The 18111-nt window shown below is 67.4% G+C and carries 19 protein-coding genes; all 19 read right to left on the bottom strand.

What is annotated here, in order from left to right:
• Window positions 1-153 precede the first annotated feature (153 nt).
• Window positions 154-1170 carry a FecR domain-containing protein gene (locus CF68_RS04355; protein WP_035816282.1) on the bottom strand — a complete coding sequence of 339 codons (1017 nt, stop codon included), beginning with the start codon at window positions 1168-1170 and terminating at the stop codon, window positions 154-156.
• Between the two features lie 6 nt (window positions 1171-1176).
• Complete coding sequence (locus CF68_RS04350; RefSeq protein WP_051591395.1) at window positions 1177-1686, bottom strand: sigma-70 family RNA polymerase sigma factor; 510 nt, start codon at window positions 1684-1686, stop codon at window positions 1177-1179.
• A gap of 123 nt (window positions 1687-1809) precedes the next feature.
• Window positions 1810-3039 (bottom strand): RtcB family protein, encoded by a 1230-nt coding sequence (locus tag CF68_RS04345; protein ID WP_035816281.1) that lies wholly within the window; start codon window positions 3037-3039, stop codon window positions 1810-1812.
• A gap of 75 nt (window positions 3040-3114) precedes the next feature.
• Window positions 3115-4080, bottom strand: coding sequence for a threo-3-hydroxy-L-aspartate ammonia-lyase (locus CF68_RS04340; RefSeq protein WP_035816280.1), 966 nt, complete (start codon window positions 4078-4080; stop codon window positions 3115-3117).
• A 78-nt stretch (window positions 4081-4158) separates the two neighbouring features.
• Complete coding sequence (locus CF68_RS04335) at window positions 4159-5793, bottom strand: methyl-accepting chemotaxis protein (RefSeq protein WP_035816279.1); 1635 nt, start codon at window positions 5791-5793, stop codon at window positions 4159-4161.
• Window positions 5794-6216: 423 nt separating this feature from the next.
• Window positions 6217-7281, bottom strand: a complete 1065-nt coding sequence (gene dmpG, locus CF68_RS04330) for a 4-hydroxy-2-oxovalerate aldolase (protein ID WP_035816308.1) — start codon at window positions 7279-7281, stop codon at window positions 6217-6219.
• A gap of 17 nt (window positions 7282-7298) precedes the next feature.
• Window positions 7299-8243, bottom strand: coding sequence for an acetaldehyde dehydrogenase (acetylating) (locus tag CF68_RS04325; protein WP_035816277.1), 945 nt, complete (start codon window positions 8241-8243; stop codon window positions 7299-7301).
• Between the two features lie 24 nt (window positions 8244-8267).
• Complete coding sequence (locus CF68_RS04320) at window positions 8268-8486, bottom strand: 2-hydroxymuconate tautomerase (RefSeq protein ID WP_255351079.1); 219 nt, start codon at window positions 8484-8486, stop codon at window positions 8268-8270.
• Window positions 8483-9271 carry a 2-oxo-3-hexenedioate decarboxylase gene (gene dmpH, locus CF68_RS04315; RefSeq protein WP_035816275.1) on the bottom strand — a complete coding sequence of 263 codons (789 nt, stop codon included), beginning with the start codon at window positions 9269-9271 and terminating at the stop codon, window positions 8483-8485. Before dmpH ends, CF68_RS04320 begins: the two co-directional genes overlap by 4 nt.
• A gap of 36 nt (window positions 9272-9307) precedes the next feature.
• On the bottom strand, window positions 9308-10090 hold the full coding sequence (gene dmpE, locus CF68_RS04310; protein ID WP_035816273.1) for a 2-oxopent-4-enoate hydratase: 783 nt from the start codon (window positions 10088-10090) through the stop codon (window positions 9308-9310).
• Between the two features lie 9 nt (window positions 10091-10099).
• Window positions 10100-11554 carry a 2-hydroxymuconic semialdehyde dehydrogenase gene (locus CF68_RS04305; protein WP_035816271.1) on the bottom strand — a complete coding sequence of 485 codons (1455 nt, stop codon included), beginning with the start codon at window positions 11552-11554 and terminating at the stop codon, window positions 10100-10102.
• Window positions 11555-11670: 116 nt separating this feature from the next.
• A complete protein-coding gene (locus CF68_RS04300; RefSeq protein ID WP_035816269.1) occupies window positions 11671-12606 on the bottom strand; it encodes a catechol 2,3-dioxygenase in 936 nt (311 codons plus the stop codon).
• Between the two features lie 71 nt (window positions 12607-12677).
• Complete coding sequence (locus CF68_RS04295; RefSeq protein WP_035816268.1) at window positions 12678-13001, bottom strand: 2Fe-2S iron-sulfur cluster binding domain-containing protein; 324 nt, start codon at window positions 12999-13001, stop codon at window positions 12678-12680.
• Window positions 13002-13012: 11 nt separating this feature from the next.
• The gene (locus tag CF68_RS04290) at window positions 13013-14080 is read right to left on the bottom strand and encodes an NADH:ubiquinone reductase (Na(+)-transporting) subunit F (RefSeq protein WP_035816267.1); all 1068 of its coding nucleotides are present in this window, start codon (window positions 14078-14080) and stop codon (window positions 13013-13015) included.
• 37 nt (window positions 14081-14117) lie between these two features.
• The gene (locus tag CF68_RS04285; RefSeq protein ID WP_035816266.1) at window positions 14118-14477 is read right to left on the bottom strand and encodes a phenol hydroxylase subunit P4; all 360 of its coding nucleotides are present in this window, start codon (window positions 14475-14477) and stop codon (window positions 14118-14120) included.
• 31 nt (window positions 14478-14508) lie between these two features.
• A complete protein-coding gene (locus CF68_RS04280; RefSeq protein WP_013952188.1) occupies window positions 14509-16029 on the bottom strand; it encodes an aromatic/alkene/methane monooxygenase hydroxylase/oxygenase subunit alpha in 1521 nt (506 codons plus the stop codon).
• A gap of 35 nt (window positions 16030-16064) precedes the next feature.
• Window positions 16065-16346, bottom strand: a complete 282-nt coding sequence (locus tag CF68_RS04275) for an MmoB/DmpM family protein (protein WP_010810419.1) — start codon at window positions 16344-16346, stop codon at window positions 16065-16067.
• Between the two features lie 32 nt (window positions 16347-16378).
• Window positions 16379-17374, bottom strand: a complete 996-nt coding sequence (locus CF68_RS04270) for an aromatic/alkene monooxygenase hydroxylase subunit beta (protein WP_035816265.1) — start codon at window positions 17372-17374, stop codon at window positions 16379-16381.
• A gap of 50 nt (window positions 17375-17424) precedes the next feature.
• Window positions 17425-17649: a phenol hydroxylase subunit gene (locus CF68_RS04265; protein ID WP_013952185.1), complete on the bottom strand. Its 225-nt coding sequence runs from the start codon at window positions 17647-17649 to the stop codon at window positions 17425-17427.
• Between the last annotated feature and the right edge of the window lie 462 nt (window positions 17650-18111).

Here is an 18111-nt window from a genome sequence, read left to right as displayed (position 1 = left end):
GGCGACTTTGCAGGGCGGGCGTAGGTAAAACAAGATACAGACATCATTCTCTCCGGCAGCGACAGGTTTGGGTTTCCTATGCTGTAGGCCGGTCGAGAATCGAAATCCCCTCATTTCTGCTGAAAATATTTCTCGCACGCCTCGCATCGTGGTTCAGCGCGGCCCCACGCTGACCCAGAAGCGCGTGCGGTAGCGAATGCTGATGGGCTGTGCCTGCGCAAGGAAGGCCAGTGCCCGGTCGGTGTCTCGCACCTGGTATGCGCCGGACACGCGCAGGTCCGCCACGGCCGGATCGCAGGCAATGCGCCCGCTCCGGTAGCGCGACAGCTCGGCCAGCAGGTCCGCAAGCCGCATGTCGTTGCCTGCGATCACGCCATCGGCCCAGCCATCGTCCGTGAACGGCCGGGCCGGTGCTGGTGCGCTGCCGTCGGCTGCGAGCCACCAGCTCGTGCCGGCTCGCGCCACATTGGCGTTGTCATCGGCGGCCCGGCCGTTGGCGGGATGCAGGGCGACCGCCCCTTCGAGCACGCTGACGCGCGCGTGCCCGTCCTCCAGCCGCACCACAAAGCGCGTGCCCAAGGCGCGTAGTCCGCCAAATGGCGTCTCTACCCAGAACGGCCGCATTGCAGCGGGCGTATCGTGCCCGGTGGCAACCAGGATCTCTCCGCGCCCCAACGTCACGACGCGTCGCGTGGCATCGAAGCCTGTGCTGATCGCGGTGTCGGTGTTCAGCACGATCGTGCTGCCGTCGTCGAGCCGCACCGTGCGCTGCTCGCCGGTGGCGGTGCTGGCATCGGCCAGCAGGCGCTGCCACGGGGCCAGCTCTCTCGCTGCGCCGGCAGCCAGTACCGAAACACCAGCCAGCGCAAGGATCTTGATTGCCTGGCGCCGCCGGATGCCGCGCGTGCCACGACGCTCGCCCACGGCCTTCAGCGTATCGAGCGCCAGCGCCGGCGGCACCCGGCAGAAATCATCCTTCAGCCCCTGCACGCGTTGCCAGGCCACGCCATTCAGCGGACTGGCGGCCAGCCATTGTGCAAAACCCTTCTGCGCAACGGCATTGCCCTCGCCAAAGTCGAGCTTGACCATCCAGCGGATGGCCTGGTCGACGACATCAGACGGAACAGAGAGCTCTGGCCGCGGCTGCGCGGGCCTGCCTGGATCGGTCACCGGCGCCTACTCGCCAAAGCGCAGTGTGTAGCAATGCCGCAGCGCCGTGGCCACGTAGCGTTCCGCCGTGGCCAGCGATACCCCCAGACGCTCGCCAATCTGGCGGCATGTCAGCCCTTCGAGCTGCGCCCACAGGAATGCGGTGCGCACCCGCGGTTTCAAGGCATCGAGGATGCGGTCGATCGCGATCAGCGTCTCGAGAAACTGGAGCCGGCTCTCAGGCGACGGCGCTTGCGGCTCGGGCAGCTGGGCCAGCGTCTCCAGCCACGCCAGTTCCAGTTCGCGGCGGCGCCAGTGCTCGATGACCAGCCCGCGCGCGATGGTGCTCAGGTAGGTGCGCGGCTCGCGGATATCGCAGGGTTCACGCCGCAACAGGCGCAGGAACACGTCCTGGGCGAGATCAGCGGCATCGCAGGCGTTGCCAAGCTGGCGGCGCAGCCATCCCTGCAACCACCGGTGGTGGTCGCAATAGAGAACATGAACCTGCTGATTGCCTGGAATGTCGGCGGCGCCCACCTGCGAAACCCTCGTTCATTTCCGCACCCCAACGATGCGCGCACTATGCAAATGAGAATTATTTCTATTTTAAGGCGGAATCCACGGATGCCGCAAGCGCTTCCTGGCAACGCTCGCCCCCACTCACCCCTTCACGCACACCACCTGCCGCAACGTGTGCACGATCTCCACCAGGTCAGCCTGCGCCGCCATCACCGCGTCGATGTCCTTGTACGCCATCGGGATCTCGTCGATCACCGCCGCATCCTTGCGGCATTCGACGCCTTCGGTCGCATGCACCTGGTCGGCCACGGTGAAGCGGCGCTTGGCCTCGCTGCGGCTCATGGTGCGGCCCGCACCGTGGCTGCATGAGCAGAACGACTCCGGGTTGCCCTTGCCGCGCACAATGAACGAGCGCGCGCCCATCGAGCCCGGGATGATGCCCAGCTCGCCCACGCGTGCACTGACCGCGCCCTTGCGCGTCACCAGCACGTCGGCGCCGAAGTGGTGTTCCTTCTGCACGTAGTTGTGATGGCAGTTGACCGCCTCCAGCCGCGCCTGGAACGGCCTGCGCAGCACGCGCTGCGCCGCTGCCAGCACCGCCTCCATCATCAGCTCGCGGTTGCGGCGCGCGTAGGCCTGGGCCCATGACACGGCGAAGATGTAGTCCTCGTAGTGCGTGGAGCCTTCGACCAGGTAGGCCAGGTCGCGGTCCGGCAGGTTGGCGAGGTGCTTGCGCATGTCCTGCTGCGCCAGCGAAATGAAGGTCGTGCCGATGGCATTGCCGACGCCGCGCGAGCCGCTGTGCAGCATGAACCAGACTGACTGGGCCTCGTCCAGGCACACCTCGATAAAGTGGTTGCCGGTGCCGAGCGTGCCCAGGTGATTGCGATGGTTGGTGCGCGCCAGGTGAGGATACTTGTCGGTGATGCGGCGAAAGCCCGGCGCCATCTCGGCCCATGCCGCGTCAACAGGCGCCGGCGCCGAGCCCCAGGCCCCCTGGTCGCGCCGCCCGCCTTGCGCGGTGCGCCCGTGCGGCACGGCGTGCTCGATCGCGCTGCGCAGCGGTCCGAGGTTGTCGGGCAGGTCAGCGGCGGTGAGCGAGGTCTTCACGGCCATCATGCCGCAGCCGATGTCCACGCCCACCGCGGCGGGAATCACCGCGCCCACGGTCGGGATCACCGAGCCGATGGTCGAGCCCTTGCCCAGATGTACATCCGGCATCACCGCAAGATGGCGGAAGATAAACGGCATCCGCGCCGTGTTCAGCAGTTGCTCGCGGGCAGCGCCTTCCACCGGGACGCCGCGCGTCCACAGCTTGACCGGCTTGCCGGCGCCGGTGTCCAGCACGTCATAGTGGCGCTTGTCCGTCATGGCCGCCCCTGGCTTTGTCGTCGCGGATTGCAAGTTAGACGGCCAGGGCCAGTCCAGGATTCCCTGCCGCCCGACTCAAGCCAGCAGGAAGCTGCCGAAGGCGCCCAGGTCGACATTGCCGCCCGAGATGATGACCCCCACGCGCTTGCCCTTCACATCCAGCTTGCCGTGCAGCACCGCGGCGGCAGCCAGGCAGCCGGTGGGCTCGACCACGATCTTCATGCGCCCCGCGAAGAACTTCATGGTGTCGACCAGTTCGGCATCCGACACCGTGGCGATGTCCGTCACCAGTTCGCGGATCACGGCAAAGGTGTGGTTGCCCAGGAACGGCGTCTGCGCGCCATCGGCGATGGTGCGCGGGGTGTCGATGCGGACAATCTCGCCGCTGCGCAGGCTGCGCTGGCCGTCGTTGCCGGCCTCGGGTTCGACGCCGTACACGGCGCAGCCGGGCGACATCGCCTGGGCCGCCACCGCGCAGCCAGACAGCAGCCCGCCGCCGCCCAGGCACACCACCAGCATGTCCAGCGGGCCGGTTTCCTCGAACAGCTCCTTGGCGGCCGTGCCCTGCCCCGCCATCACGTGCGGATGGTCATATGGCGGGATCAGCGTCATGCCGCGCTCGGCGGCGATGCGCCGGCCCAGCGCCTCGCGGTCGTCCTGGTAGCGGTCGTACAGCACCACTTCGGCGCCGTAGCCGCGCGTGGCTTCGATCTTGATCGCGGGGGCGTCCTGCGGCATCACGATCACCGCCTGCACGCCCAGCAACCGGGCCGACAGTGCGATCGCCTGCGCATGGTTGCCTGAGGAGAACGCCAGCACGCCGCCCGCCTTCTGCTGCGGCGTGAACTGGGCGATGGCATTGTAGGCGCCGCGGAACTTGAAAGCGCCGATGCGCTGGAAGTTCTCGGCCTTGAAGAACAGCTGCGCGCCGGTGGCCGCGTCAGCGGTGGCGGAGGTCAGCACCGGGGTGCGGTGGGCCGCCGCGCGAATGCGTTCGTGGGCGGCAGCGACGTCGTCGAAGGAGATAGGCAGGGCGGTCATGGCGGTGGCAAGGAGGCTGGGACCGGCCAGTTTACCCGCCCCGGGGCCACTTTGCAGCCACGCCGCCCCGGCGTGGCGCTATGCCGCGGCCAGCCTGTGCGCCGCGCGCCGCTGCGTGGCCAGCGTATCGGCACCCCGGTGCGAGGCGCCGCCTTCGCCCGGCAGGCGGAAAAACGCCACCACCTCAGTGAGCTCACGGCCCTGCTCTTCCAGCGCGCGCGACGCGTTGGCAGCTTCGTTCACCAGCGACGCGTTCTGCTGCGTCACCTGGTCGATCTGCACGATGGCCTGGTTGACCTGCTCGATGCCGCGGGTCTGTTCGGCCGACGCCGTGGCAATCTCTTCCACGATGCCGGTCACGCGCGCCACCGCCTGGGTCACCTCGGCCATGGTCTGGCCGGCCTCTGCCGCCAGCGACGCACCGTCGTGCACCTGGCGTCCCGACGCCTCGATCAGGTCCTTGATCTCCTTGGCCGCGCTCGATGAGCGCTGCGCCAGGCCGCGCACCTCGCTGGCCACCACGGCAAAGCCGCGGCCCTGCTCGCCTGCACGCGCAGCCTCCACCGCCGCGTTCAGCGCCAGGATGTTGGTCTGGAAGGCAATGCCTTCGATGATGCCGGTGATCTCGGCGATCTTTGACGAACTGGCACTGATGTCCTGCATCGTGCCGACCACGCGCTGCACCGTGGCGCTGCCGCGCTGCGCCACGTCGGCCGCGCTGCGCGCCAGCTCGCTGGCCTGGCGGGCGTTGTCGGTATTCTGGCGCACGGTCTCGGTCAGCTCTTCCATGCTGGCCGCGGTTTCTTCCAGCGACGCCGCCTGTTCCTCGGTGCGGCTGCTCAGGTCTGCGTTGCCGCGCGCGATCTCGCTGGTGCTCACGGCAATATTGCCGCTGCCTGCACGCACCTGGGTGACGGTGGCGGTAAGGCGCTCGTTCATGTCGCGCAGCGCGGCAAGCAGGCGACCGGTCTCGTCATCGCGATCCACCTCGATGCGCGCGCCCAGGTCGCCGCTGGCCACGGTGCCGGCCACGTCCACGGCGCGCTGGATCGGCCGCGTGATGGCACGCGTGACCAGCAAGCCGCCAACAACAGCAATGGCCGCCGATACCAGTGAAATCAGGATCAGCAGGTTGCGCTGGCGCTCATAATCCGCCTCCAGCCTGTGCTCCATTTCCTTCTGGCGCGCCAGGGTGAACTCGGCGTAGGCGTCGGTCGCCTTGATCAACGCCGCCAGCAAGGGGCGGCATTGCTTGTCGATACGGGAGACGGCTTCCTCGATCTTGCGCTCCACCGCCAGGCCGACGATGCCCGTGGCGACCGGGCCGTACTGGGCCTCGACCTTCACCACATCCTCCACCAGCTTGCGCGCGTCGTCGCTGATGCCGGACTGGCGCACCATCTCGGTCAGCCGCGCCAGCCGGGTCTGCACGTCCTGGTGCGCGCGCAGGGCCTCGGCCTTTTCGCGCTCCAGCTCGCCCGCGTCGGTCACCAGCACCAGGTTGCGCGCCGCGATGGCACGCCGGTCCACCGCGCTGCGCACCTGCGCGGCCATGTCCGCGCGGGCATTCAGCCCGTTCAAATAGTCATTGAAACCCGCGGTCGCATCGCCGAGCGCATGCAGCGAATACGCCGACACCACCAGCACCATGCCCGCCAGCGTGCCGAACCCGGCCAGCAGCCGCGTGCGGATAGACAGACTCCTGAAATTCATGATCGCTCCCCTCACCGTCCAATAAGACGTATGCGCTTCGTTTGTTATGGATCCATCTTGCATGCCCCACAGCTGCATGCCACTGCGCGCCCGTTCCTGCTGGTCGGCCCGGCGTTCGCGATCGGCAGGGTAGTGCCCCCGCGAATGTCTGCTATCCGTGCTCGTTGTTGCGCTGGCTAACGGACGCGACGGGCCGAACTGATCCCTACGAGAGAGGGGGTTGGAGGATTGCCTGTTGTGGGGCTGGATTCAGGGTGCGCCTTGAATCACACATGAGCGAATAACGCAAGAGGGCGTGGGCGCACGGGGACCGACTGACGCGCAGGTCGCCCGCGCAGCCGGCCCTGGGCCATGGACGTGAGCGGCCAATGCTGGCGATCGTTGCGGCGCGGGCCGCGCCGCAACGACCGCCCCTGCCGACGTTCAGGCCACCGCCGCCGACGACACGCCCTGCCCCGCCTGCGCACTGCGCCGCGCCAGCAAGTCCAGCGCCACATCCACGATCATGTCTTCCTGCCCGCCCACCATGCGCCGCCGCCCCAACTCGACCAGGATGTCGACCGTGCCCAGGCCATAGCGCGCCGCGGCGGCCTCGGCATGGCGCAGGAAGCTGGAATAGACCCCGGCGTAGCCCAGCGCCAGGGTCTCGCGGTCGACGCGCACCGGGCGGTCCTGCAACGGGCGCACGATGTCGTCGGCGGCATCCATCAGCGTGTAGAGGTCGCAGCCGTGCTGCCAGCCCAGGCGTTCGGCCGCGGCGATAAAGACTTCCAGCGGCGCGTTGCCGGCGCCGGCACCCATGCCGGCCAGGCTGGCGTCGACGCGGTCGCAGCCCTCTTCCACCGCGACGATGGAATTGGCCACGCCCAGGCTCAGGTTGTGATGGGCGTGCATGCCGGTCTGGGTTTCCGGCCTGAGCACGTCCTTGAAGGCGCGGAAGCGCTCGCGCACGTCCTGCATGCCCAGCGCGCCGCCGGAATCGACCACATACACGCACTGGGCGCCGTAGCTTTCCATCAGCTTCGCCTGCTGCGCCAGCGCCGCGGGCGTGGTCATGTGGCTCATCATCAGGAAGCCGACGGTGTCCATGCCGAGTTCGCGCGCATATTCGATGTGCTGGCGCGAGACATCGGCTTCGGTGCAGTGCGTGGCCACGCGCACCACGCGCGCGCCGGCATCATAGGCGGCGCGCAGGTCGTGCACGGTGCCCACGCCCGGCAGCAGCAGCGTGGCCACGCGGGCATGGCGCACGGTCTCGGCCACGGCGGCGATCCATTCCAGGTCGGTATGGGCGCCAAAGCCGTAGTTGAAGCTGGAGCCCGACAGCCCGTCGCCGTGCGCGACCTCGATCGAATCCACGCGCGCGGCGTCGAGCGCGGCCGCGATGCGGCGCACGTGGTCCAGGCTGTACTGGTGGCGGATAGCGTGGCTGCCGTCGCGCAGCGTCACGTCGGAGATGTAGAGCTTCTTGGTAGGTTGTGCGGTCATGTTGGTCTCCCTGCGGCTCATGCGGACAGCCGGGTCTCGGCCAGGCGCTCGGCGCATGCCAGTGCGGCGCTGGTCATGATGTCGAGGTTGCCGGCATAGGCCGGCAGGTAGTGGGCGGCGCCCTCCACTTCCAGGAAGATCGAGGTCTTGAGCCCGCTCATCGGTCCCAGGCCGGGGATATTCAATGGCGCCGACGCGGCGATACGCTCGAACTGCACGCGCTGCTTGAGCCGGTAACCCGGTACGTAGCCCTGCACTGCCTGCGCCATCGCTTCGACGCTCGCCGCAATTTCCGCTTCATCACCGTCCTCCGACAAGGTGAAGACCGTGTCGCGCATCATCAGCGGCGGTTCCGCCGGGTTGAGCACGATGATGGCCTTTCCGCGCGCGGCGCCGCCCACCGAGCACAGCGCCTGGCTGGTGGTCTCGGTGAACTCGTCGATATTGGCGCGCGTGCCGGGCCCGGCCGACCTGCTCGAGATCGACGCCACGATCTCGGCGTAGTGCACGTTGGCCACGCGCGACACCGCCGCCACCATGGGGATGGTGGCCTGGCCGCCGCAGGTGACCATATTGATGTTGGGGGCGTCCAGGTGCTGGTCCAGGTTGACCACGGGCACCACGTACGGGCCGATCGACGCCGGCGTCAGGTCGATCACCCGCACGCCGTGCTGCTGCAGCACGCGGTTGTGGTGCGCATGGGCGCCCGCCGAGGTGGCATCGAAGGCGATGCGGATATCGCCAAAGCCCGGCATGTCGACCAGCCCGTCGATGCCCTCGGCCGTGGTCGCCACGCCCAGGCGCGCGGCGCGGGCCAGCCCGTCCGACGCGGCATCGATGCCCACCATGGCGCCCATCTCCAGGCTCCGGCCGTGGCGCATCACCTTGATCATCAGGTCGGTGCCGATATTGCCGGACCCGATGATGGCCACCTTGTGGCGGCCGCTTGCTTTCATGTCCATGTCGTTGTCCTTTTCGCGTGGGCGTCAGCGGCCCAGTTCCCTGGCGGTCTTGCCGCCGATGCCGAACTGCGCCTTCGGCACCTCGGTGATCATCACGCGCACGGTTTCCACCGGCGCGCCCACCGCTTCGACCGCGGCATCGGTGAGCGCACGGATCAGGCGCGCCTTCTGTTCGTCGGTACGGCCTTCGATCAGGAAGACCTGCATGATTGGCATGGTGTGTCTCCTTGGTGCGTGGGTCAGGTGAAGCGCATCGATACCGTGCCCAGGTGCTGGTAGCGAACGGTGATGTTGTCGCCAGCCGCCACCGCGATAGCCTCGGTCACGCCGCCGGTCATGATGAACGTGCCCGCCGGCAGCTCGCGCCCGCGCGCGCCCAGCATGTTGGCCAGCATGGCGACGCTGTTGGCCGGGTGCCCCAGCACCGCCGCACCCGCCGCCGTGGCCACGACCTCGCCGTTCTTCTCCAGCACCACGCCCAGGTTCTTCAGGTCCAGCCCCTCGGCGCCGCGGTGCGTGCCGCCCACGACGAAGCGCGCCGACGAGGTGTTGTCGGCAATCACGCTCTTCAGGTCGAAGCGGAAGTTCTCGTAGCGCGAGTCGATCACCTCCACCGCCGGCACCACGAAGTCCGTCGCGGCCAGCACGTCGCCGATATGGCAGCCAGGCCCCTTGAGCGGCGCCTTCAGCACGAAGGCGATCTCGGCCTCCACCTTGGGGTGGATCAGCGTGCCGGTATCGATAGCGGCCCCGTCCATGCAGGCGCCATAGTCGGTGAGAAAGCCGTACACCGGGTCGCTCACGCCCATCTGGCGCATCTTGGCGAACGAAGTCAGGCCCATCTTGAGCCCGGCGATACGGGTGCCGCGCGCCTCCTTGCGCGCGCGGATGGCGTCCTGGATGGCGTAGGCGTCGTCCCAGTCCATGTCCGGGTATTCGTCCGTGATCTTGCGCACCGCCTCGCGTTGCAGCTCGGCGTTCTCCAGGTGCTCGGCGAGCCGGGCAATGGTGTCTTGTGTCAGGTTCATGGGTTGTCCTGCGCTGAATTGAAAAAGGGGTCGGGCTCAGACGAAGCGCACACCGGCCGAGCCGATGCCGCCCAGGCTGATGCGCAGCTGGTCGCCGGCGGTTACGGGCACCATCGCGGCAAGAGAGCCGGACAGGATCACCTCGCCCCGCTTCAGGCCAATGCCCAGCCGGCCAAGCGTATTGGCCAGCCACGCCACCGCATTGACGGGATGCCCGAGCGCGGCCGCGCCGGCGCCGGTGGCGACGATCTCGCCGTTCTTCTCCAGCGTCATGCCGACCGTGCCCAGGTCCACGCTGCGCGCGTCCACCGCGGCGTCGCCCAGCACGAACACGCCTGACGATGCGTTGTCAGCCACGGTGTCCTGGATGCGGATCTTCCAGTCGCGGATGCGCGAATCGACGATCTCGAAGCAAGGCAGCACGTAGGCGGTGGCGCGCAGCACGTCGGCATTGGTCACGCCCGGGCCCTCCAGGTCTTCCTTCAGCACGAAGGCAATCTCGCCTTCGGCCTTGGGCGCGATCAGGGTGTCGGCGGGAATCGCCGCGCCGTCGGGGTAGACCATGCCGGACAGCAAGTGGCCAAAGTCGGGCTGGCGCACGTCGAGCATGTCCATCACCACGCGGCTGGTCACACCGATCTTCTTGCCGACCACGCGCTCGCCGGCGTCGAGCCGGTGCTGCACCATGGCCAGCTGGATGCGGTAGGCATCGTCGATGCTCAGCTCCGGCCACGATTCGGTCAGCGGCGCCACCGGGCGACGGGAGGCCAGCGCCTGGTGCAGGCTGGCGCCGATCTCAAGGATAAGTTCGTTATGCATGACGGGACCTCACAGGCGGACGCAGACGTTGCGCAGCTCGGTGTAGAACTCGAGCGAATGGACACCGCCCTCGCGGCCGATGCCAGACTGCCTGGCGCCGCCAAAGGCGGTGCGCAGGTCGCGCAGGAACCAGGCATTGATCCAGCAGATGCCAACGTCCAGCGCGCTGCCCATGCGGTGCGCGGTGCCGAGGTCGCCGGTCCAGACCGTGGCGGCCAGGCCGTACGGGGTGTCGTTGGCCAGCGCGATGACTTCCTCTTCGGTGTCGAACGGGGCGATATGGCAGCAGGGCCCGAAGATCTCCTCGCGGATCACGGCGGCGCTTTCCGGCAGGCCGGTCCAGATGGTGGGCTGCACCCAGGCGCCTTCGGCCAGCGCCCCCCGCATCTGCGGCACGCCACCGCCGGTGACCACGGTGGCGCCGGCTTCGGCGGCCTTGCGGTAGTAGGACAGCACCTTGTCGCGGTGCTCGTGCGACACCAGCGGACCCATGTTCACGCCGGGCCCGCTGGGCCGGCCCAGCTTCAGGCCCTCGGCCTTCGCCTTCAGCGCGGCGACAAAACGCTCGAAGATCGGCCGCTGCACGTAGACACGCTCGGTGCCCAGGCACACCTGCCCGCTGTTCTCGAACGCCGAGCGCGTGATGCCGGCCACGGCCTTGTCGAAGTCCGCATCGGCAAACACGATGCCCGCGTTCTTGCCGCCCAGCTCGAACGACACCGGCCGCACGCCGTTGGCCGCGGCCTTCATGATGGCCTCGCCGGTGCGGGTCTCGCCGGTGAAGGTAATGCCGTTGACCTTCGGGTGCGCGGTCAGGAACGCACCGGCCGAATCCGGACCAAAGCCGTGCACCACGTTGTAGACGCCGGGCGGCACGCCGGCCTCGTTCATCACTTCGCCCAGCAGCGTCGCGGTGGCGGGGGTCTCCTCCGAGGGCTTGACCACCACGGTATTGCCGCAGGCCAGCGCCGGCCCGACCTTCCATGTCATCAGCAGCAGTGGCAGGTTCCACGGGCACACCACGCCGATCACGCCGCGTGGGCTGCGCACCGCGTAGTTGATGGCCTTGCCGCCATCGGGCGTGTCCATGGCAAAGCTCTCGGTGGGCACGTTGCGGATCAGGTCGGCAAAGACCTTGAAGTTGGCCGCACCGCGCGGGATGTCGATATGGCTGGCCAGCCCGAAGGGCTTGCCGGTATCGGCGATCTCGGCCTGCACGAATTCGTCGAAGCGGCGGTTGATGCCGTCGGCCACCGCGTGCAGCAGCTCGACCCGCTGCGCCACCGTCATGCGGCCCCACGGCCCTTGCAGCGCACGGCGCGCGGCCTGCACCGCGGCGTCGACCTCGGACTGGCCGGCCTCGTGCACGTGGCCGATCAGGCTGTTGTCGGCCGGATTGCGGTTGTCGAAGGTCCGCGCGGTGCCGACCCACTCGCCGTTGATGAAGTTCTTGAAGTCTTTCATGTTGGTTCTCTGGTATTGAAGCATTCGTGCACGGCAATCCTCCGCTCATCGATTGGGTGCTCGCTCTCCCGCAAGCGGGAGAGGGGAGCAAACCAGCGGGAGGCGAGCGTTCGCGCTCAGGTCAGCACATTCAAGAACGCTTCGTTCAGCTTCCTGTCGTGATAGAAGATCGCGCGCCCCAGCTCGTTGTCGGTCCAGGTAATGGTGGGCTTGTCCGGGTAGTGGATATAGCCGCCGGAGAACACCTCGTTGCGGTTGCCGGAGGGATCGAAGAAGTAGATCGTCGCGCCACGCGTAATGCCGTGCCGGGTCGGGCCGATGTCGAGCGACACATCCTTCTTGGAGATGATGTCGGCCGCCTTCAGCACCTCGCCCCAGTTGTCGAGCAGGAACGATGCATGATGGAAGCGGTTCTTCTCCGGGTGGCGGATGAAGGCGATGTCGTGCGCCTTGTTCGAGCAGGTCAGGAAGGCACCGATCAGCATCTCGCCGTCGGGGCCGGCCACCACCTGCTCGGCCAGAGAAAAGCCCAGCACGTCGCGGAACAACTTGACGGTGCCGTCGACATCGTCGCCATACAGCAGGCAGTGGTCGAAGCGGCTGGGCGCCATGCCGCGCAGGTCGTCCGGCCAGGGGTCGGGATTGAGGTCGCCGGTCTTGCAGCCAAGCTTGTCCTTGTCGGCAAAGAGTTCGATCGCATGCCCTGTCGGGATGGTGAAGCGAAAGCGCACGCCGGTATGCGGGTGCTCGCCCGCGGCGATCCACTGGCAATCGGTAGCCAGGCCGGATTGCTCCACCTCCTGCGCCAGCCGCTCCAGCGTGTGGCCGCTGTCGACCCGAAAACCCATGTAGTCCATGCCCGGGCTGTCGGCCTCGCGCAGCACCACGCTGTGGTGGTCGTGCTCGTCCCATGCCTTCAGGAACACCCGGCCCTGCGCATCGCGCGCGGTTTCGATCAAGCCGAGTACCTCGGTGTAGTGTTTCAGCGCCGGTTCCAGCTCCAGCACGCGCAGGGCTACATGCCCCGGTCGCAATACGCCTGTCAATGCCATGATGGGTCTCCTGGTGTGGTGGGGTGGCGTTGTGTGGGTGCCACCTTCCTTGCTTGTGCTTCGTTTGCTTGCTACCAGCCCCGTTCGCGCCGGCGCTGCTTTTCCAGGCAGCGCTGCAGCAGGGCTACCGGCCGCAGGCGGATGTCGCTGTCCGGAAAGGTCTTGCAGGCCAGCACCAGCCCGTCGCGCTGCTCCGCTTCGGACAGGCAGGCGCGGCTCATCTTGCCGGCGTGGTAGTCGCCGGCCTCGATGCGGACCTTGCACACGCCGCAGCCGCCGCCGCGGCAGCCGGCGGGGATGCCGCGCTGGCCCAGCACTTCCATGGCCCGCAGCAGGTTCTGCTCCGGCGCGCAGGGGTAGCGCAGCCCGCTGCCGGCGATCTCGACGGTATGCATGGCCGGCCTCCTCAGATCTTGAACAGCGGACTGCGCGCGCTGTTCTGCGCATCGGCCGCGGACAGGAACTTTTCGGTGTGGATATCCGCCTCGAACAGCCGGCCCTGCATCAGCGTGCGGATGCAGGCCTCGATCATCGGCGGCGGCCCGCACAGGTAGGCCTTGTGGCCGCGGAAGTCGGCATTGCCGTCTTGCGCGTAGAGCTGCTGCAACACGTCGTGCACGTAGCCGCGCGCGCCGCTCCAGCCGCTGTCGGCGGGTTCGTCCGACAGCGCGGGCACGTAGCGGAAGTTGGGGTGGGCCTGCGCCAGCGCCTGGAACTCGGCGTCGTAGTACAGCTCGCCGCGGTTGCGCGCGCCCTGCACCAGCGTGATCGGCAGGGCCTCGCCGGCGGCCAGCAGGTCCAGGATCATCGCGCGCGGGCTGGACAGGCCGGAGCCGCCCGCCAGGAACAGCATCGGCACCTGCGCCGACTTGCGCACGAAGAAGCGGCCATAGGGCGCTGAGAACGACAGTTCATCGCCGACCGCCAACTGGTCGTGCAGGTAGCCGGTGGCCTGCCCGTCCGGCACGCGCCGCACGTGCAGCTCGACCAGGTCGTCGCCCGGCGCGTTGGCCAGCGAGAACGCGCGCGGCTGGTCGCAGCCCGGCACGGTCAGGTTGACATACTGACCAGCCTGGAATGCCGTGCGTCCGCCATTCTTCACACGCAGCCAGATGCCCAGGATGGTGGGCGTCAGGGCGCGCGTCTCGACAACCTCGGCGCGATAGTCGGCCAGCGGCAGGCCCAGCGCATCGGCGTCTTCCTCGATGTCGGCCTCGATCACCAGGTCCGACTGCGCGGTCGCGCAGCAGGCCAGGCACTGGCCGTTGTCACGCTCGAAATCCATCAGCGCGAAGCTGGAGGCCTCGCCCTGCTCGACCTCGCCGTCCACCACCTGCACCTTGCAGGTGGCGCACAGGCCGTGGCAGCAGGCATGAGGCAGCCACACGCCGTTGCGCAGGCAGGCATCCAGCACGGTCTGCCCCGGAGCGATGGGGATTGTCTGCCCGATCGGTTCAATGGTCAGCGAATACATCTTGGTCTCCTTCCGGTGGTGCGTTCGACCATGCGCCTCAGCTGCGGCTGCCGCCGATGCCGTCCAGCCCCGGCGTGCGGAAGCGGATCACGTCCTTGTGGCCCAGGCCGTTCTCTTCCAGCGAGCGGTCCAGTTCCGGCTGCCAGGGCTGGCCGCCGCGCAGCCACTGCACCTGGCCCCAGTCGATGCGGGCAAAGTCGGGGTGGTAGCCGTAGACGCCGGGCAGCACCTTGTCCACCACCTCGCGCAGCGGCATCAATGGCGGGAACGGGAGGCAATGCGGGGCGCAGAACAGCAGGTGGCCGTCCCAGCCGATATAGAGCAGGCGGTTGCCGTGGAACACGGCCTCGCGGTCGGCCGCCTCGAAGGCGTAGTCGCCGATGGATACGACGGGCATGGTTGTCTCCTTGTCTTTTGATGGGGCCGCTTCAGGCGGCGTCGGCGGCAGGCCCGATGCCCTTCCACGCGTTCCAGTTGCGCTGGTCCTGCGAGCCCTCGAAGTCCAGGTTGTCAGCACCCGGGTTCAGCCGGTACCACTTGAGCACGTCCTCCAGCGTGGCGCCGCCGCAGTTGCCCTGGTAGATCTGGTGCACCGGCAGCCAGGCCTGCGCGTACTTGGCGGGCTCGTCGTCGAAGATGTCCTTGCAGCCGTCCGAGCAGAAATGGAACTTCATGCCGTGGTAGCTGCTTTCGCGGTAGCAGGTCTGGGTCGGGTCGTCCGGCTCCGAGAACACCATCGGGATCTGGCAGGTCTGGCACAGCATCGGCAGCGTGGCGTTGTAGAAGCGGTCGCCGGCCTGCTGGCGCTCCTGCCAGTGGTCCAGGCGCGGCTTGTAGTAGCGCTCGAAGGTCTGCGGATATTTCTCGGCCAGCCATGCCATCTCGTCGGCCTTGGGCACCCAGGTGTGGAAGCCGGCCGCGCCCGCGTAGTTGTAGAAGGTGGCCCAGGCTTCGTGCGTGATGCGGTCCTTGGTCTTGGTGGCCACTTCGTGGTACTTGGGCATGCGCAGGCCGTAGCGCTCCAGGTCCTTGAACAGCGCCCCGCCCGCCTGCTCGAAGTACATCTCCCAGGCCTCGGCCCACGACATCACGCGCTTGGGCAGCATGTAGTCCATCATCATGCCGACCAGCGTGAGCAGGCGGAAGCCGCGCCAGAACCACTTGTCCAGCCACTTCTGCAGGATCGGGATATTGCCGGGGTCCTGCTCGCACAGGAACTTGACCACTTCCAGGCCCAGCGTCATGTGGCGCGACTCGTCGGACTGCGCGGAGAAGCCGAAGGTCACCGTGGCCATGTCGCCGTTGTAGGCGGCGCCCGACATGAACGGCATGAACAGCAGGTTGGTCAGCACATACTCGAACGAGAACGAGATCGCGGTGATGAACTCGAACGGCCCCGCGCTCATCGCGTCCTCGAAGTAGGACTTGGGCACCGACAGGTACCAGACCCGGTCGTGCATGTGGCGCCATTCGCCAAAGCCGTGGAAGTACTTGTTGTAGACCGACAGCGTGTGCAGCTGGGTCTGGGCGTGGCGCAGCTCGTCGACCGACTGCATCTGCGCCGCCACGCGCGCGCCGGCGCCGCGGAAATGCCGGCCCAGGTGCGCGTAGCCGCGGTGGGCAGCGTATTCCAGCGGCGTCACGCCGGTCAGGAACAGCCGCAGCGCGTTCAGGTAGCGCGGATCGGATACGTTCAGGTGGCCGTTGTTCTGCACGAACGAGTCGATGATCGCGTACAGCTTGCGCTCTTTCTCCGACTGGTATTTCCAGTAGGCATCCATGGTCATGCGGAACGGGTCTTCCCATTTGTCCCAGTCGTGGATGCGGATGCCCTCGTACTTGTCGAACGGGAAGACCTTGTCCATCGGCTCGTAGGTCGTTTCCCAGGCCAGGTCCCGCGTCATCGAGGCGTACTTCTCGCGCAGGTTGAGCTTCTTGCGTGCGTCCATGATGTCTCCGTGATGTTCTCTATGCCGCTGCGGTGTCAGGCGTTCCAGCGCAGCGTGAAGGCGTCTTCGTCTTCGTCGATGTTTCCGCACAGCGAGATCAGGTTCAGGTGGATCTCCTGCAGGTCCCAGTCGCGGCCGAGCTTGCCGGCCACCAGTTCGCGCACGATGGTCAGGTGGCCGGGGGCGTCGATCTTGACCATGGCGGGAAACTGCGACACCACCGCATGCGGGTTGGCCTCAGTGATGGCGTCGATGATGGGTCGGGTGTCGTCGTTGTTCTGCAGGGCGATGTAGACGTTGGCAGCGGTGGCTGACATGGCGTGTCTCCGTGGGGTTCGTTGTGGGCGGATCAGGCAGCCAGGCCGAGCTTGCCCAGGCGGACTTCGAACTGCTCGCGGCACAGCGCCACCATCTGCGCGCCGTCCTCGCCGGTGAGCGCGTCAGCCACCGGCACCAGCGCCTGCGCCACCTCTGCGCAGGCGGCGCGCGCCCAGCCAGACAGCAGCACGCGGTTGGCGTCGGACTCGGCCGCGGCGGCCTGGATCACGGCATCGACCCAGCGTGCGTGCTCGTCGCGCCAGTCGTTCATGAATTCGGTCAGCACCGCCAGCCCGGTGCCGCAGGCGCGCGCGATTACCGCGTCGGCATGCTGGTAGACCAGCGGGTAGAGCAGTCCGTCGAGCACCAGGTTCTGGGCGACGAAGGTCTCGAACCAGTCCTCGGTGACAAAGGTGTGCTCGACAAAGCGGCGCAGCGGCTGCCACGCGGCACTCTCCAGCCAGGCCACCCTGGCACGCTCCAGCGCCACGCCGGTATTGCCGTCCAGCAGCATGCCGATGCGCGACAGGTATTGGGCGATGCCCAGGCGGTCCATCGCGCAATAGGTGCAGGCCTGCGTGATGGCCGTGCCCCAGCCATAGTCGGCGCAGTAGAAGTTGTTCATGTTGGCGCCCCACTCCACATGGCGCAGCGGCAGCAGGCCGGTGGCCAGGCGTTCCTGCCATTCGGCCGGCAGCGCCTGCAGCAGCCCGCGCTTCTCGACGAAGGCAAAGCTCTTCTCGGTTGCATCCTGCTGGCGCCCACGCGCGGTAACGTAGGCGCCGTAGTAGAACTGGCGCGGGTCCTTCAGCGCGTACCAGTCCTGCATCAGGATTGCTGTGCGGCGCTTGTCATACAGCTCAAATCCGGGGTCCCAGGTCGGGCGGTAGTGGAAGTTCACCTCCGACTGCACGTCGTAGGTCGCCTCCTGGTAGCGCGACGCCGGCTTGTCGCCGAAGCGGCGCGCGACATGGCCGTAGGTCTGGCGCAGCGGCTGGATCTGCTGGGTCTTGATATCGACTTGCATCGCTTGGTCTCCTGTATCCCTTCTCTCTTTGTGATGCGGTGGCTGCGGCGTCAGTCGTCGGCTTGCGGCTGCGGCGCGGCTTCCAGCGGCGGCAGGAAGCGCACGCGATTGACGCAGCAGAAGGCTTCGAACATCGGCTCCGGCATGATCAGTTCGACGTTGAGCTCTGGGTCGGCCACGCTGAAGGCGAACTGCACAAACCCTTCGGGGGTGCGGCCCTCGACCCGCACATAGCGCGGCGTGGCTTCGAACAGGGGAACCGACGGGGTGTTCATGGCGCGCTCCTTTGCGTTGGCTGGACATAGGCCTTACTGCGAAGACCGTGCCAGCGAGCGCGAAGCGTTGTGGGACAAGGGTTGCGGGGAATTGGCGGTGGCGAGCGTGCGCGTTAACCCGAAAAGGTCCGCGCGAAACCTGTCGATGAATTGATGAAGCTGTCCGCAAGCCTTGATCAAATGATCAAAAGCCGCGCCGGGCGGGCGTTTGCGGGCAGCGAGCAGATGCGGATGGGATTGCCCTGCGGCGCAGCAGCGTGCGTGGGCAACATAGGTGTGAAGACTTGATCTGGCAGGGAAAAATCGCTGGCGCGGTGCAGCATCGGGCAACTTCGGGCCGATGCGCGGCCGGGAGGGGCTGCATCAAATGATCAAGTGGGGAAGCCGGGAAGTCGGGAGGAAGCGAGGGAAGGCCAGGCTGGGTGGTGCAGGGGATCACGTGAAGGCGCTTGATCTACCGCA

The sequence above is a fragment of the Cupriavidus sp. SK-4 genome (assembly GCF_000611125.1).
GTDB lineage: Bacteria > Pseudomonadota > Gammaproteobacteria > Burkholderiales > Burkholderiaceae > Cupriavidus > Cupriavidus necator.
This window is presented reverse-complemented; position numbering and strand designations above follow the sequence as displayed.